General features: G+C 73.3%; 11 protein-coding genes. 4 read left to right on the forward strand and 7 right to left on the reverse strand.

Features of this window, described 5'->3' with window-relative positions; genetic code table 11:
* Positions 1-32: 32 nt before the first annotated feature.
* The 4 genes from QMO56_RS10170 to moaB all read left to right on the forward strand — a co-directional run bounded on the left by QMO56_RS10170 (position 33) and on the right by moaB (position 5,249).
* Positions 33-2,537 carry a response regulator gene (locus tag QMO56_RS10170; RefSeq protein ID WP_283525414.1) on the forward strand — a complete coding sequence of 835 codons (2,505 nt, stop codon included), beginning with the start codon at positions 33-35 and terminating at the stop codon, positions 2,535-2,537.
* Positions 2,534-2,926, forward strand: a complete 393-nt coding sequence (locus QMO56_RS10175) for a response regulator (RefSeq protein WP_283525415.1) — start codon at positions 2,534-2,536, stop codon at positions 2,924-2,926. Before QMO56_RS10170 ends, QMO56_RS10175 begins: the two co-directional genes overlap by 4 nt.
* Complete coding sequence (locus tag QMO56_RS10180) at positions 2,919-4,529, forward strand: diguanylate cyclase (RefSeq protein WP_283525417.1); 1,611 nt, start codon at positions 2,919-2,921, stop codon at positions 4,527-4,529. Before QMO56_RS10175 ends, QMO56_RS10180 begins: the two co-directional genes overlap by 8 nt.
* Before the next feature lie 180 nt (positions 4,530-4,709).
* Positions 4,710-5,249 (forward strand): molybdenum cofactor biosynthesis protein B, encoded by a 540-nt coding sequence (moaB, locus tag QMO56_RS10185; RefSeq protein WP_283525419.1) that lies wholly within the window; start codon positions 4,710-4,712, stop codon positions 5,247-5,249.
* A gap of 4 nt (positions 5,250-5,253) precedes the next feature.
* Here moaB and QMO56_RS10190 read toward each other — a convergent pair whose 3' ends face one another.
* The 7 genes from QMO56_RS10190 to QMO56_RS10220 all read right to left on the reverse strand — a co-directional run bounded on the left by QMO56_RS10190 (position 5,254) and on the right by QMO56_RS10220 (position 15,153).
* Positions 5,254-7,158: an AsmA family protein gene (locus tag QMO56_RS10190; protein ID WP_283525421.1), complete on the reverse strand. Its 1,905-nt coding sequence runs from the start codon at positions 7,156-7,158 to the stop codon at positions 5,254-5,256.
* An 89-nt stretch (positions 7,159-7,247) separates the two neighbouring features.
* A complete protein-coding gene (locus tag QMO56_RS10195) occupies positions 7,248-7,820 on the reverse strand; it encodes a hypothetical protein (protein WP_283525423.1) in 573 nt (190 codons plus the stop codon).
* 53 nt (positions 7,821-7,873) lie between these two features.
* Complete coding sequence (locus tag QMO56_RS10200) at positions 7,874-8,218, reverse strand: hypothetical protein (RefSeq protein WP_283525425.1); 345 nt, start codon at positions 8,216-8,218, stop codon at positions 7,874-7,876.
* Positions 8,219-8,280: 62 nt separating this feature from the next.
* On the reverse strand, positions 8,281-10,365 hold the full coding sequence (locus tag QMO56_RS10205; protein WP_283525426.1) for a hypothetical protein: 2,085 nt from the start codon (positions 10,363-10,365) through the stop codon (positions 8,281-8,283).
* A 152-nt stretch (positions 10,366-10,517) separates the two neighbouring features.
* On the reverse strand, positions 10,518-13,259 hold the full coding sequence (locus QMO56_RS10210; RefSeq protein WP_283525428.1) for a DUF4159 domain-containing protein: 2,742 nt from the start codon (positions 13,257-13,259) through the stop codon (positions 10,518-10,520).
* Between the two features lie 21 nt (positions 13,260-13,280).
* Complete coding sequence (locus QMO56_RS10215; protein WP_283525430.1) at positions 13,281-14,156, reverse strand: DUF58 domain-containing protein; 876 nt, start codon at positions 14,154-14,156, stop codon at positions 13,281-13,283.
* Positions 14,149-15,153 (reverse strand): MoxR family ATPase, encoded by a 1,005-nt coding sequence (locus QMO56_RS10220; RefSeq protein ID WP_283525431.1) that lies wholly within the window; start codon positions 15,151-15,153, stop codon positions 14,149-14,151. Before QMO56_RS10220 ends, QMO56_RS10215 begins: the two co-directional genes overlap by 8 nt.
* Positions 15,154-15,379: the final 226 nt, after the last annotated feature.

Here is a 15,379-nt window from a genome sequence, read left to right on the forward strand (position 1 = left end):
CCCCTTCCCGGCCTCGCAAGGATCGCCGCCGCATGGTCAGCCTCTTCGGCCGGACCGGCCTCGTCACGCTCGCCGCCACGGCCACCGTCCTCCTGCTGTTCCTGGCCGGCGGCACCTTCGCCCTGCGCATTCTCGAGGATGCACGCGAGCAGCGCACGGCGGTGAACACGAGCTACGCCATCATGGAGGATCTGCTGGAGTTGCGCAGCGACATCCATGAGATGATGGCGGCGCGCGACCAGGTGCTGCTCGGCACGCCGGAGCCCTATCGCCGCACCATGGCCGCGGCGCGTGCGCGCGTCATGGGCGAGATGGCGGCCCTGGAGGCGGCGGCGCAGGGCGATGCGTGGCAGCAATCCCTTCTGCCGCAGTTGCGGCATGGCGTCATGGCCATGCTCACCCGGCTGGAGCAGACCTTGCGCTTCGCCGGCCGCGGGGACGCGGTGGATCTGCTGCTGCTGCTGCGCGAGGCCAGTGCGGAGCGCATGCGCCTGCTGCGGCTGGCCGACCAGATGATCGCCCGGGAGCGCAGCAATCTCGAGGCTTCCAACCGCGCCTACACGGCACGGGTGCGGCAGGCCCGCAGCATCATACCGGTGACCTTCGGCGCCGCCGTGCTGTTCGCGCTGGCCGCCCTCTGGGGCATGCACCGCTACCGGCACAGCAATGCGGAACGCTACGCCGCGCTCGAGGAGTCGAAGCGCGCGACCGAGGCGGCGAATGCCGCGCTGGCGGAGAATCGCAGCCGGCTGCAGTCCATCCTCGACCACGCGCGGGATCCCATCCTGCTGCTGAACGAAAGGGACCAGGTCCAGCTTGCCAATGCCGCCGCGGCCGAGCAGTTCCGCATGCCGCTCACCGACGTCATCGGCCAGTCTGTGCGTGCCTTCATCCCCGATTTCGGCCAGCCGCAGCGCGAGGTCGAGGCGCACCGCGCGGATGGCGCCATCTTCCCGGCGGAGCTCTCCATCGGCCGCTACGAGCAGGACGGCGAGCGTGGCTGCGTCTGCGTGCTGCGTGACGTGACCGAGCGGCACCGCCTGGATGCGATGAAGAACGAGTTCGTCTCCACCGTCAGCCACGAGCTGCGCACGCCGCTGACCTCGATCCGCGCCGCCCTCGGCCTTGTCACCGGCGGCGCGGCCGGCGCGCTGCCGCAGCCCGCAGGCGAGCTGCTCGGCATCGCGCACAAGAATGCCGAGCGCCTGGTGCTGCTGGTCAACGACATCCTCGACATCGAGAAGATGGAGGCGGGGCGGCTGGAGTTCCGGCGCGAGCGGATCTCCGCCCGGCAGCTGCTGGAGCAGGCGGTGGAGGCCAACCGCGCCTATGCCGGACAGTTCGGCCTGCGCCTGGAAATCGAGGGCGACCCGGCCGCCGATGCCGAGGTCTATGCCGATGCGCCGCGCATCCAGCAGGTGCTGGCCAACCTGCTCTCCAACGCCGCCAAGTTCTCGCCGCCCGGCGGCGTGGTGGAGGTCGGCCTGACCGTGGACGCGGGCAGCGCCATCTTCCGCGTGCGCGACCATGGCCCGGGGATCCCGGAGGCTTTCCGGAGCCAGATCTTCCAACGCTTCGCGCAGGCGGATTCCAGCGACGTCCGGCAGAAGGGCGGCACGGGCCTCGGCCTCGCCATCAGCCGCGCCATCGTCGAGCACCATGCCGGCCAGATCGGCTTCGAGGATGCCGCTGGCGGCGGCACCTGCTTCTTCTTCTCGCTGCCCCGGCTGGTCGAGCGCCCACCCACCCAGCCGGTGGCATCCAGCCAGGCGCGCCGGGTGCTCATCGTCGAGGATGACGCCGATGTGGCGCGCCTGCTGCAGATGATGCTCTCGCAGCACGGCTGGGAGGGACAGGTCGCGCACGATGCGGCGGCGGCCTTCGCCGAGCTCGGCCGGCAGCATTTCGACGCACTGACGCTGGACCTGATGTTGCCGGACGAGGACGGGCTGTCGCTGCTGCGCCGGCTGCGGCAGCGGCCCGATGGCCGCGGCCTGCCTGTCGTGGTGGTTTCCGCCATCGCCGACCAGCGGCGCCGCGCGCTGAACGGCGATGCGATGGGCGTGGTGGACTGGCTGGACAAGCCGATCGACCAGGGGCGCCTGCGGGAAGCGCTGCACCACGCCCTGCGCGCCAGCGCCGAGGACGGCCCCGCCACCATCCTGCATGTGGAGGACGACGACGATATCTGCCATGTCGTCTCCGCCGTGATGGGCGACGAGGCGCGGATGCAGCCGGCGCGCAGCCTCGCCGAGGCGCGGGCGGCGCTCGCGGGCGGGACGCGCTTCGCCCTGGTGATCGTCGATCTCGGCCTCCCGGACGGCAGCGGCTTCGACCTGCTGCCCGACATCCAGGCCCTGCGGCCCTCCCCGCCGGTGCTGATCTTCTCCGCCAGCGATGCCGATGCCCGGATGACCCGCCATGCCGCCGCCACCCTGGTGAAGAGCCGCACCGAGAACCGCCTGCTGCACGACACCATCCGCCACCTCATCGAGGCGGCACCGCCTGCCAGCCAGCCCAAGGAGGCCGTCCTGTGAGCGAAAGCGCGCTGACCCGCATCCTCTATGTCGAGGACGACAGCGACATCCGCACCGTCGCCAGCTTCGCGTTGAAGGCGGTCGGCGGTTTCACGGTGGAGGCCTGCGCCTCGGGCCAGGAGGCGCTGGCGCGGGCGGAGGGCTTCGCGCCGCAGCTGATCCTGCTCGACGTGATGATGCCGGGAATGGACGGGCCCACCACCCTGGAGCGGCTGCGCGCCCTGCCCAGCCTTGCGGCGGTGCCCGCGGTGTTCATGACCGCCAAGGTGCAGCCGCAGGAGATCACGCGCTACCGCGGGCTCGGCAGCCTCGACGTCATCTCCAAGCCCTTCGACCCGATGACCCTCTCCACCAGCGTCCGGCAGATCTGGGCGAACCACCATGGCTGAGATGCTGGCGCCCGAGGCCGAACTGCACGAGGCGATGCGCCGCCTGCGGGCTGACGGCGTCCGGCGTCTCGGCGAGCGTGTGCAGGATCTCGCCACGCTCTGGGAGGCGCTCTCCCACCGCCCCTGGGACGCGGCGGTGCGCGCCGGCGTCGCCGATCTGGCCAATGCCGCGCACCAGCTGGCGGGCGCCGGGGGCACCTTCGGCCTGCCGGCCCTCTCGGCCGCCGCGGCACCGCTGGAGCTGATCCTGCGCGGGCTGAGCGAGAGCCTCGCGCCGGACAGCGAGCGGCTGCCCCAGGCGGAACAGCTCGTCGCCGCCCTGGGCGCCGCCTGGGAGGCGGGCAGCACCCTGCCGGTCGCGGCCGAGCCCGCCATCGCCATGCCCCAGGCCGAGACCGGCGAGCCGGTCCTGCTCTGCACGCCCGCCGCCGGGCAGGCGGAACTGCACGCGCTGCTGACCAGCCTCGGCTACACCGTGCGGGGTATCGGCCACGAGGCCCCGCCGGACGGGCCGCTGATCGCCGCCGTGATCGACGACGCGCTGCCCGACTTCCTGGCCGTCTGCCGCGGCCTGGCCGGGCGCTGCCCGCTGATCCTGCTGGCGGAGGATACCAGCTTCCCGGCCCGCCTGGCGGCCGCCCGCGCCGGGGTGGAGGCACTGGTGCCGAAGCCGCTGGAGAGCAACGAGCTGGCCGACTGGCTGGACCAGTTCGCCGGCGTGCGGGCGGAAAGCCATACCTCGATCCTGATCGTCGATGACGATCCGCTGCTCGCCGAGACCTATGCCATGGCGCTGCGACAGGCGGGCATGCAGGCGACCGCGCTTTCGGAGCCCGGACGCACCCTTGAGGCGATCACCGCCACCGCCCCGGACCTGATCGTGATGGACCTGCAGATGCCCGGCATCGACGGCATCGAGCTGGCGCGCGTCATCCGCCAGACGCGGCGGCACCTGTCGCTGCCGGTGCTGTTCCTCTCCGCCGAGCGGGACGCGACGCGGCAGCTCCTGGCCCGGAGACTGGGGGGCGACGACTTCATCCCGAAACCGGTCGACCTCAGCCGGCTGGTGACGCTGGTGCGGCTGCGCGCCGAGCGCGCCCGGGCGCTGCGCGCGGTGATGGAGACCGACAGCCTCACCGGCCTGCTCAACCATGCCCGCTTCAAGGAGCGCCTGGGGCTGGAGATCGAGCGCAGCCGGCGCGACGGCTCGGCGCTGAGCCTGGTGCTGCTCGACCTCGACCACTTCAAGCAGATCAACGACCGGCACGGCCACCTGATGGGCGACCGGGTGATCCGCAGCCTGGCCCGCAGCCTGCAGAAGCGGCTGCGGCGGACCGACGTGATCGGCCGCTATGGCGGCGAGGAATTCGCCATCCTGCTGCTCGGCACCGGGCCGGAGGCCGCGCAGAAGGTGATCGACCAGATCCGCACGCGCTTCTCCGCCCTGGCCTTCGACACGGAGCAGAGCCGCTTCTCCGTCACTTTCAGCGCCGGCATCGCCGGCCGCGAGGAGGGCGCCAAGGCCGAGGCGATGATTTCCGCCGCCGATGCCGCGCTCTATGCCGCCAAGCGCGCGGGCCGGAACTGCACCCGGCTGGCCTGAGGCGGGTGGAGCAGGCGGGGGAAGGAATTTCCTCCGAACCCTTCCCTTCCTGTCATCCGTTCCGGCGCCCTGGGCCGCGGCGCGCCCGAAGCCGCCGAAGGGGGGGCTCCGCATCCGGCGGGAATTCAATTTCCCGGCCGGTGCCGCTACATCATTCCGCGCCTGCGGAAAGGACCTGCCATGCCGATCGACGAATCCCTGCGCTTCGTGCCGGTTTCCATCGCCGTCCTGACGGTGTCCGACACGCGCGACCTCGCCAGCGACCGCTCCGGCCAGACACTGGCCGAACGGGTCGAGGCCACCGGCCACCGTCTGCATTCGCGGCAGATCGTGCGGGACGAGCCGGACGCCATCGAGGCCGTGCTGCGGGCCTGGGTGGCCGATCCGGCGGTGGATGTCGGCATCACCACCGGCGGCACCGGCATCACCGGCCGCGACGTGACGCCGGAAGCCTTCGCCCGCGTGCTGGAGAAGCAGATCGAAGGCTTCGGCGAGCTGTTCCGCATGCTGAGCTACCAGAAGATCGGCACCTCCACGATGCAGTCCCGCGCCCTGGGCGGGGTGGCCGGCGGCACCTATCTCTTCGCCCTGCCCGGCTCCACCGGGGCGGTGAAGGACGGCTGGGACGACATCCTGCGCTTCCAGCTGGACGCCCGGCACAAGCCCTGCAACCTGGTCGAGCTGATGCCGCGCCTGCAGGAGCACCTGCGCGCCGGGTAAGGCGTCAGCGCCCGCGGCGGGCCAGCCCCTCGCAGCGGTTGTCCTCGCCGATGCCGAACTGGATGGTGGGCAGGATGGCCAGCGGCAGGGCGATCGCGCCGAGGCCGATCGCCGCGCCGGCGCGCGCGCCCAGCTCCACCATCTCCGGCCGCACCGCCGGGTTGGCGAAGGTGCCGCGCAGCAGGATGTCGGTCGGCAGCGAGCCGACCGTGAAGTGCTTGGCCTCGGTGCGCAGCGTGTAGTCGAGCCGCTCCTCGCCGAGATCGATGTCGCCCATGCCGCTGATCAGCGAATCCTCGGTGTCCAGCAGCACGGTCTTGGTCGAGAGCACCCCCTTGCGCAGGCCCATATCGGCCACGAAGCACTGCACCCGCGTGCGCGCCGGCAGGCCGAGCGCGGAGAGGATGGCGTTGCCGATCTGCACGCCGGAGATGTCCACCAGCAGGGCCGAGAGGTTGCCGCCAGCCATGGCGAGCGTCACTCCGCCATCGCCGCGCCCGAGCATCTCGGCCAGGGTGCGGCCCTGCGTCTCGATGCGCGCGGCACCGCCGATCCCCCCCTGCCCCTCGCCCAGCGGCGTGGCGCCCATCAGGCGGGAGAGGTCCACCTGCCGGAACTTCACCTCCCCTTTCGCCTTCATCCCGCCGCCCTCGACCGGGGCGAAGTCGAAGTCGCCATCGATGTTGCCCTTGCCCACGCCGAAGCGCAGCGGGTGCAGGGCGATGGCACCATCCACGATGTCCAGCTTCACATGCATGTCGTCGAGCGGCATGGAGCGGCCGCGGATCTGCCCGGCGTCATAGGTCAGGTGCACGTCGGCGGCGCGCAGGCGGGGCAGGTTCACCGGCGTGTCGGGCAGCACACGGTTGCTGGCGCGGCGTGGCTTCGGCTTGTCCTCCGGCGTGCCGCCGATGAAGCCTGCCAGATCGCCGAGGTCCACCCGGCGGGAGCGCAGCGTGGCCCTGACCACCGGGCGGGGCTCGCGCGGCTCCACCGCCACATCCCCGGCGAGGTCGCTATGGCCGAGCGCCCCTTCCATGCCGGTGAAGCGGATCTGCCGCTCGGCATAGTCCAGCTTGCCGGAGAGGCGGTAGGGCGGCGTGGTCGGCACCACCACGCCGGTCAGGGGCGAGAGCAGCGCCAGATCCGGTCCGCGCAGGTCGAGCCGCAGGTTGGCGCCGGCGAAGTGCAGCGGGTCCTGCACCGTGCCCTCCAGCTTCACCTGCGTCGGCCCGTTGGCGAGATCCAGCCGCACCGGCCAGGGATTGTCGGCATCCCGCAGGGAGAGCACGGCGCCGCCGAGCAGCTCGGCGGTGATGGGCTGCTTCGCATAGGTGCCGCTGGCCTTGGCATGCAGCCGGGAGGGCGCGTCGGGCGGGTCCTGTGTCTCGACATCCACGCGCATCTCGGCCCCGAGCTGGGCGAGGCTGGCATGGACCTGGCCTTCCCGGACACGCAGCGCACCGATCCGCGGCTCCGGCCCTGGCTCCGCCGGCGCATCGCCCTCCGGTTGACCGAAGGGGAAAGTGTAGTTGTTGTCGCCTTCGGCCCGCGCGACCAGCCGTATGGCGGGGCGCTCCAGCGCGATCTCGGGGATGATGATCTGGCGGTGGCGCAGGAAGGCCCAGGCATCCACCCGCAGGCTCAGCCGCGGCACCGCGGCAAAGGGTGGCTCGGCCGGATAGCCCTCGGGGTTATCGATGCGGAGATCGGTCAGCACTATCTCGGGCACGCGGCCCAGATTCACATCCAGCCCCCCGACATGGACGGGGCGGCCGAGCGCGGCGCTCGCCTGCCGCTCCACCAGGGGGATGAACCAGGCCCAGGACCAGAACAGCACCAGCAGCAGCACGGCCAGCAGGGGCAGGCCGGTCCAGAGCATCAGTCGGCGCGCGCGTGGCGAGGGCATCCCCGCGTTCCTCCTCCCAGCCCCGGGCGGTCTGGCGGGGCCTGCCGAAGCAAGGCCTGGCGGGAAGAAAAGTTGCCTGTCGCCCTGCCTCAGCCGGCGGATCCGGCGCCGGTCAGTAGCCGCCGCCGGGCCGGCTGGCGTCGAAGCCGAGAAAGCCCTTGTCGGGACGCGGCGTGCCGCCGTCGGCGCTCTGGGCGTTGGCATAGGCGGTCATCGGCGCCGGGCGGGGCGCGGCCTCGCGGCGCCGTGGGCTCCACGCTGGTGACGACGGTCGGGCGGCTGGAGAGCAGGAAGAAGGTGATCTCGCGCCGGCCCTGGTCGATGGCGGATTCGAGCGGCGTCAGCCCCAGCACGTTGTGCGCCTGCAGGTCGGCGCCGCGCGCCATGGCGTCGCGCGCCGCGGCCATGTCGCCGCGGTTGATGGCGTCGAACAGCGCCTCGTTGGGACCGAGATTCTTCCCCGGCTCGGCCGGGATCGGCGCGGTGCGGGCGCGCCCGGCCAGCCCGGGCAGGGCGGGCGGCTCCTTGGCGGCCGGCGCGGCCGGCGTGTCCGGCATCATCGGCCCGTTCAGCATCTGCGCCGCCGCCGGCAGAGCCGGCAGGGCCACGGCCAGCAGGCCGGCGAGCAGGGCGGGAAGCGGGGCGGAAGGGAGATGGCGCATGGCGACCTCTCTAGAGCATTTCCAGGCCGGGGCGAAGCGGTGAACGAAGGGCCTCACCCGCAACCATCGCCACGCGCGGTGAAGCTTTCCACCCGCCCCTCGCGCAGGACGAAGGTGATGTCGCAGCGCACCGGCGCATAGGTCGAGGGCACCGCCCAGGGATGCCGCATGCCGTACCAGCCATAACCCCAGGGATCCCCCGGGACCACCACCGTGCGCTGCTGCTCGAACTGGAGGAAGCGCCGGCCATCCACCTCATAGGTGCGGACCGGCACGCCGAGGCTGGCCACCAGATCACCTTCCCGCTGGCCGATGAAGGTGGAGAGACGCTGCTCCAGCGTCGGCCCCTGCGCACAGGCGGCCAGCACCACGGGCAGGGCGAGAATCAGGCGGCGCATCCGGCATTCCTCCTCGTGACTCCAGATAGGAAGCCAGGAACGTGGCGGCAAAGGGGCGCGGCTCAACGCCCCTCCCGCCGCCAGGCCACCAGCGCCAGGCCGAGCACCAGCGGCAGCGCCAGCCAGGGCGGCAGCAGCGGCAGCGCGGCAATGCCGGTCACCAGATGGTCCTGGTTGCGCCGCAGGCCAATCCAGCGGCTGCCGGCGGCGTCGCGGTCCGGCGCGACCCGGCGCAGGTCGGGCAGCTCAGGCTGCGCTCCGGTGCCCAGCCAATGCGCGCTGCCGCCGGCGGCACGCACCACCCCCTCCGTCGGCGCGGTATCTGCCCGCAGGTCCGCCACTTCCAGCGGGTTGGCGGCCGCGGCAGCGGCGAAGGCAGTGCGCCGGCCATCGCTCACCTGCCAGACGCCGGGCTGCGTCGCCGGCATTTCCAGCGCCGAACGGCCACCTCCTGCCGGCTCCGCCGGCGCGCGGGTCACGCTGCCATCCGGCGCGGTGACGGTGATCTGCGGCGGCGGCCCGGCCTCGACGCTGCGGCGCACCACCTTCAGCGTGCCGCCCTCGATGCCGGCGACAAGGTCCTCCTCCTCCAGTTCCGGCTCCTTCATCAGCCAGTGGGCGGCGCGCCGCAGCAGCTCGGCCTGCGGGCCGCCGCCGTCATGCCCGCGCGACCACAGCCAGATCTGGTCGGAGAGCAGCAGCGCCACGCGCCCCTCGCCCACCCGGTCGAGTTGCAGCAGCGGCGAGCCGTCCTCGCTGTTCATCACCGTCAGCCCGCTCTGCGGCGTGGCGCGGAGATGGCGGTACCAGCGGCCCCAGCGCGGCTCGGCACTGCCGGAGTTGGCGCCCTCCAGCCCCTCGGTGACGGGATGCCGCGCGCCGACATCGGTGACGCGCGGGCGGAAGGGTCCCTCCGCCACCGCCGAGGGGCCGGAGAGCGGCCGGGCCGGCAGGATGCCGGCCAGCGGCGTCGCCGCCAGGCTGGCGGGGCCGATGAACTCCGGTCCGACCGAGAGCAGCAGCGCGCCGCCGCCCTGCACGTATTCGGCGATGTTGCGCAGGTAGAGGGCGGGCAGGATGCCGCGGTTGGTGAAGCGGTCGAAGACGATCAGGTCGAACTCGCGCAGCTTCACCTGGAACAGCTCGCGCACGGGAAAGGCGATCAGCGCCAGCTCGTTCAGCGGCGTCAGGTCGTCCTTCTCGGGCGGGCGCAGGATGGTGAAGTGGACGAGATCGACGTTCGGGTCCGCCTTCAGCAGCCGCCGCCAGGTGCGCTCGCCCGAATGCGGCTCGCCGGAGACCAGCAGCACGCGCAGCCGGTCCCGCACGCCGTTCACCGTCACCACGGCGCGGTTGTTGAGGGTGGAGACCTCGCCCGGCCGCGCTTCGGCGGTCAGCTCCACGACGCTCGGCCCGCCGCGCTCGATGGGAAGCGTGATGCGGTGCTCCCGCCCGATCGGCACGCTCTCCACGCGCGGCGGCGCGCCGTCCCGCCGCAGGGTCAGGCGCACCGCGCCGCCGGTCTCCCTGGCGCCGAGGTCCTCCACCGCCACCCGCAGCTCCACGCTGCGGCCGACGATGCCATAGCCTGGCGCCTCGATGACACGGATGCGCCGGTCCACCTCGCCGGGCTGGCCGGGCAGCAGGAGGTGCAGCGGCGCCTCGAAGGAGGGCTGCGCCGGCACGTCATGCGCCTGCCCGTCGGTCAGGGCGATGACGCCGGCCAGCCGCGAACGGGGAATGTCGGCCAGCGCACGGTCGATGGCGGTGAAGAGGCGGGTGCCCTGGCGGCCGCTCTCCGGCATGTCGATGCTGCGCAGCTCCAGGTCGGGGAAGCGGGCGGCCTGCTGCTCGATGGCGGCGCGGGCGGCGTCGAGCTGCGCGGCGCGCGGGCCGATGCGGGCGGAGTCGCTGCGGTCCTGCACCAGCAGGGCAATGTCCGGCCGGGTCTCGCGGGTCTCCTCGACGAGGCGGGGGTTGGAGAGCGCCAGCAGCAGCACCGCGAAGGAGAGCGCCCGCCAGCCGACGCCACGCGCCCGGCGCCAGACCGCCGGCACCAGGGCGAGCACGGCCAGCGCCGCCAGCGCGACCAGCAGCCAGAGCGGCAGGATCGGGGCGAAGTCGAGGCCGGAAATGACCTGTCGCATCGGTCAGTTCTCCACGGCAGGCCGAGGCCAGGGGGCGCCGCCCCCTGGACCCCCGCCGGGGTGGCAGTGCCACCCCGGACCCCGCCAACAGATGGGAAGTCCAGAAACCTCAGATTTCTGGCGGGGAGAGTTTGAGAGGGGCGGCGCCCTTCTCAATTCCCCAGCCTTTCAAGGATGGCCGGCACATGGACCTGATCGCCCTTGTAGTTGCCGGTCAGCGCGTACATCACGAGGTTCACGCCGAAGCGGTAGGCGAGCGTGCGCTGCCGCGCCCCGCCGGGAATGACGGCATAGGGGTTGCTCCCCCGCCTATCCACCGCCCAGGCGCCCGCCCAGTCATGCCCGCCGATAATCACCGGGCTGACACTGTCATTCGCCCGGTCCTCCTCGCGCGAGACCCAGACCTGCCCACCGGCGAAGCGGCCGGGCAGTTCGGGCGGCAACAGGTAGAAGGCGCGGGTCAGCACATGCTCGGGCGAGACCGGCGCCAGCGGCGGGATGGCGAGGCCGCGCGTCAGCCGCTGCAGCGCCTCCGGCGCGCCGGGCGCGAAGCCCTCGCCCGAGCCCTCGTCGCGCGTGTCGAACAGGATGATGCCGCCGTGGCGCATGTAGTCGTTGAGGGCGGTGCGGGCATCGGGGTCGAGGTCCGGGCTCGACGCGGTGACGGCCCAGTAGAGCAACGGCAGCAGGGAAAGGTCGTCCTGTCCCGGCCGCACCAGCACCGGCTCGCCCAGGGCGGCGGCGGTGCGGCGATTGACGTAGTCCGAGAGGCCGGCCAGCCCCTGCCGCACCGCCTCGTCCACCACCGGATCGCCGCTCGGCACGTAGCCGATGCGGGTGATCAGGGCCATCGCCTCCGGTGAGGACGCATCGGCTGGCTGGGCCCGCGCCGCCGGAGCAGTGAGCAGCAGCAGCGGCAGCAGCACCGCGGCCAGCCGCGCCGGCCGCCCCACCAGGCCGCGCTGCACCAGGGAGAGCAACAGATCCGTCGCGAGCAGCAGCAGGGCCGCGCCGAGCAGCCAAGGGCCGAGGTCGCGCTCGCCGGGCACGCCGCCGATCGCCTGGAGGGCGGTGCCGGCAGGCGGCGCGGCGATCGGGCGGGGCGCCGGCAGGCTGGCCGAGAGGTTCAGCGCACGCCGCTCGCCGCCCTCCCCAGGCACGCCGTACCAGCCCGGCGGATGGCGGGGGCCGGGGCGGGTCTCGGCGATGCGGTTGGCCGGAATGGCCCCGACGCCGCCCGGCGCCGGGCCGAGCCGGCCGAAGCCATCCATGGTCTCCAGCGGCGCCAGCGGCGCCTCGCCCTCCGCCCCGGCGACGCCGGAGGACAGCGCCACCACACGGCGCAGCATGTCGATGAACAGGCCGGAAAGCGGCAGGTTGGACCACTCCGTGTTGGCGGTGACATGGAACAGCACGATCCGCCCGGCGCCGCGCGGCTCGGCGGTCACCAGCGGCGTGCCGTCGGCCAGCCGCGCCCAGCTGCGCTCGGAAAGCTGTGGCCCAGGCTCGGCCAGGACCTGGGTGGAAACCGCAACCTCCTCCGACGGAGCCAGGCCGGCGAAGGGCGAGCCGTCGGCAAAGGGGGCGAGGTGCTGCGGCTGCTCCCAGGAGAGCGCGCCGCCCAGCCGCCGCTCGCCGCCACGCAGCCGCACCGGCAGCAGCGGGTCCGGGTTCTCCGCCAGGCGGGGGCCGGCGAAGCGGATCAGGGTGCCGCCCGCCTCCACCCAGCGGGTCAGCGCCTCACGCTCCCGCCCCTCGGCCACCGGGCGGTCGGCCAGGATCAGCACGGCGAGCTGCCGCCCCAGAAGCTGCTCGACATTGCCACGGCGCAGCTCGGCATAGGGCGCAAGGGCGCGATCGAGATAGTAGAGCGGGCCGAGCAGCGGGGTGTCCGCCCCCTGCTCGGCGGGGCCGATCAGCCCGACCGGGCGGCGGCGGAAGCGCTCGTCCAGCAGCACGGCGGCGCCGGCGGTTTCCGCGTCCTCGATCTCCAGGCGGATGATCTGGTTGCGGATCTCCAGCGGCAGGTCGAGCGAGGCCTCGCCGGATGTGGCGCCGGCCGGCAGCGGGATGGTGGCCCGGGCCAGGGCGCGGCCGTCGCCGGTGCGGGCCAGCACGGCGGCCTCGCCATCGGCGGCAGCGGGGGTCTGGCGCAGCGCCACCTGCAGCCGGTCCGCCTCCGCCTTGGGCGGCAGCAGCAGGCGGGCGGACCGTCCCTCCGCGCGGGCGAGGGTGAGCGGCCCGGCGGCGGCCAGCGCCTGCGCCAGCGGCGAGAAACCATCGCCCTCCGCCTGATGCTCGACACCGTCAGTCAGGTAGAGGCTGCTGAAGCCGTCGGAATGCGCCTGCTCCCAGGCGGTGAGCGCGGCGAGCGCGGCGGCGCGGTCGGGCGCCCAGGGCTTGGGGCGCAGCGCGGCAAGGCGGGCACGCAGTTCCTCGGCCGGCATCAGCGCCGTGGCGCGCGGCGGCTCGCCATTCTCGGGCGGCGCGGTGGTCAGCAGGGCGGCGCTGCGGCCCTCGCGCGCGGCGGCCTCCAGCGCGGCCTGGGCGGCGGCGGCGCGCGCCGGCCAGTCGGCGGCGCTCGGCCAGCCATCGTCCACGACCAGCAGCAGCGGCCCGTCGCCGCCCGCCGAGGCGCCGGGCGCCCAGACCGGCCGCGCCAGCCCGAGGATGATCAAGGCGGCCGCAGCGAGGCGCAGCAGCAGCAGCCACCAGGGCGTGCGGGCGGGAGTCTCCTCGGGGGCCGGCAGGTCGCGCAGCAGGCGCAGCGCCGGGAAGGCCTGCCGCCGCGGCGCCGGCGGGGTGACGCGCAGCAGCCACCAGATCAGGGGCAATGCCGGCAAGGCCAGCAGCAGCCAGGGGGCGACGAAGCCGATCGGGCCCAGGCTCATCATGGTGCCATGGCGTCCTTCTGCTCAGCCAGGGGCCAGCGCCTGCCAGAGCGCCAGCAGCGCCGCTTCCGGCGGCGCGTCGGTCCGATGGGTGGCGAAGGACCAGCCGACGGCGCCGGCAATGGCGGAAAGCCCCGCCCGATGCGCCGCCAGCCGCTCCGCGTACAAGGCCCTTACCCCTTCAACGCGAGGCAGCAGGAGCGGTTGTTCCGCCTGCAGCAGGCCCTCGAAGCGCACCCGTCCGTTATAGGGCAGGGTTTCCTCCGCCGGGTCCAGCACCTGCAGGAGGTGACCGCGCACGCCCTGCGCGGCCAGCGCCGCAACCCTTGCCTGGATTTCCGGGAGCGGCGCCAGGAAGTCGCTGAACAGCACGGCGCGGGCGTGGCGCGGCAGGCTTTCATCGGCGGGGGGCGCATCGTGCCGGGCCAGCGCCTCCGCCGTGGCGGCCAGCGCCCCGCGCCCGGCGAAGGCGCGGCGCGCGCCGCCCAGCAGCCGCACCCGCTCGCCGCCGCGCAGCAGCAGCGAGGCCAGCCCCAGCAGCAGCAGCTCCACCCGCTCGCGCTTCTCCGGCCGGTCCGGGCCGCCGCGCCAGCGCATGGTCGGTCCGGCCTCGCGCCACAGCGCCACCGTCTGCGCCGCCTCCCACTCCGTCTCGCGCACGAAGAGGCGGTCGGACTTGGCGCTCTGCCGCCAGTCGATGCGGCCGACCGCGTCTCCCGCGAGATAGGGGCGGAACTGCCAGAAGGCGTCGCCCTGGCCGGCGCGGCGGCGGCCGTGCACGCCCTGCATCACCGTGGCGGCGACGCGCTCGGCGGCGACCACCAGCGGCGGCAGCCGTCCGCCCAGCGCCTCGGCGCGCAGGGCAGCGGCGGCGGGCGGCGGCGCGGCGGCCTCAGCCAAGGCTGGCCTTCAGCGCACCGATCACTTCCGCGAGCTTCACCCCATCGGCGCGGGCGGCGAAGTTCAGCGCCATGCGATGGCGCAGCACCGGCTCGGCCAGGGCGATCACATCCTCGACACTGGGCGCCAGCCGCCCGTCCAGCACGGCGCGGGCGCGGGCGGAGAGCATCAGCGCCTGCGCCGCGCGCGGCCCCGGCCCCCAGGCCAGATGCTGCCGCACGGCGGGCAGCGTGCCCGTTTCCGGCCGGGCGCCGCGCACCAGGGCCAGGATCGCGTCCAGCACGCCGGACGAGACGGGAATGCGGCGGATCAGCGCCTGCGCCGCGATCAGCTCCTGCCCCGTCATCGCCGGCACGGGACGCGCCTCGGCGGCGCCGGTGGTGGCCAGCAGCATGGCGCGCTCGGCCGCCTCGTCGGGATAGGTGACCTCGACCTCCAGCAGGAAACGGTCGAGCTGGGCCTCGGGCAGCGGGTAGGTGCCCTCCTGCTCGATCGGGTTCTGCGTCGCGAGCACGTGAAAGGGGCCGGGCAGCGGGTGTACCGCGCCGGCGATGGCCACCTTGCGCTCCTGCATGGCCTGCAGCAGCGCCGACTGCGTGCGCGGAGAGGCGCGGTTGATCTCGTCCGCCATCAGAAGCTGGCAGAAGACAGGGCCTTTGATGAAGCGGAAGGCGCGGCGGCCATCCTCCCCCTCCTCCAGCACCTCGCTGCCCAGGATGTCGGCCGGCATCAGGTCGGGGGTGAACTGCACGCGGCTCTCGGCCAGGCCGAGCACGGTGCCAAGGGTCTCCACCAGCTTGGTCTTGCCCAGGCCCGGTACGCCCACCAGCAGCACATGGCCGCCGGAGAGGATGGTGATCAGCACCTGCTCCACCACTTCGGCCTGGCCGAAGATGACGCGCCCGACCGCCTCGCGAACACGGGCCAGCCGGCCCCCCAGGGCCTCGACTTCCGCGAGCAGGATGTTCGGATCGGTGGGGTCCGCCACTTCAACCATACCAGTGCGCCTCCTTATATACGTCCCGGATATTGGAAGCCGGCCCATCCTGGCCAGCCTGCCGGTTTCGTGATGTGCCAGCTTCTGGCCCACATGGAACGCGATGCAGCCGAAGGGGGAAGCCTAATGCCCGTCGGGCGCATGGACGAAGCATTGAAACAATCCGGCACAGCGTGCGGACGGACCGCCACGCAACCGCCCCTCCGAAAGGCCAGCGGCCCGGGCG

It is taken from the genome of Roseomonas sp. E05 (assembly GCF_030063475.1).
Taxonomy (GTDB): Bacteria; Pseudomonadota; Alphaproteobacteria; order Acetobacterales; family Acetobacteraceae; genus Pseudoroseomonas.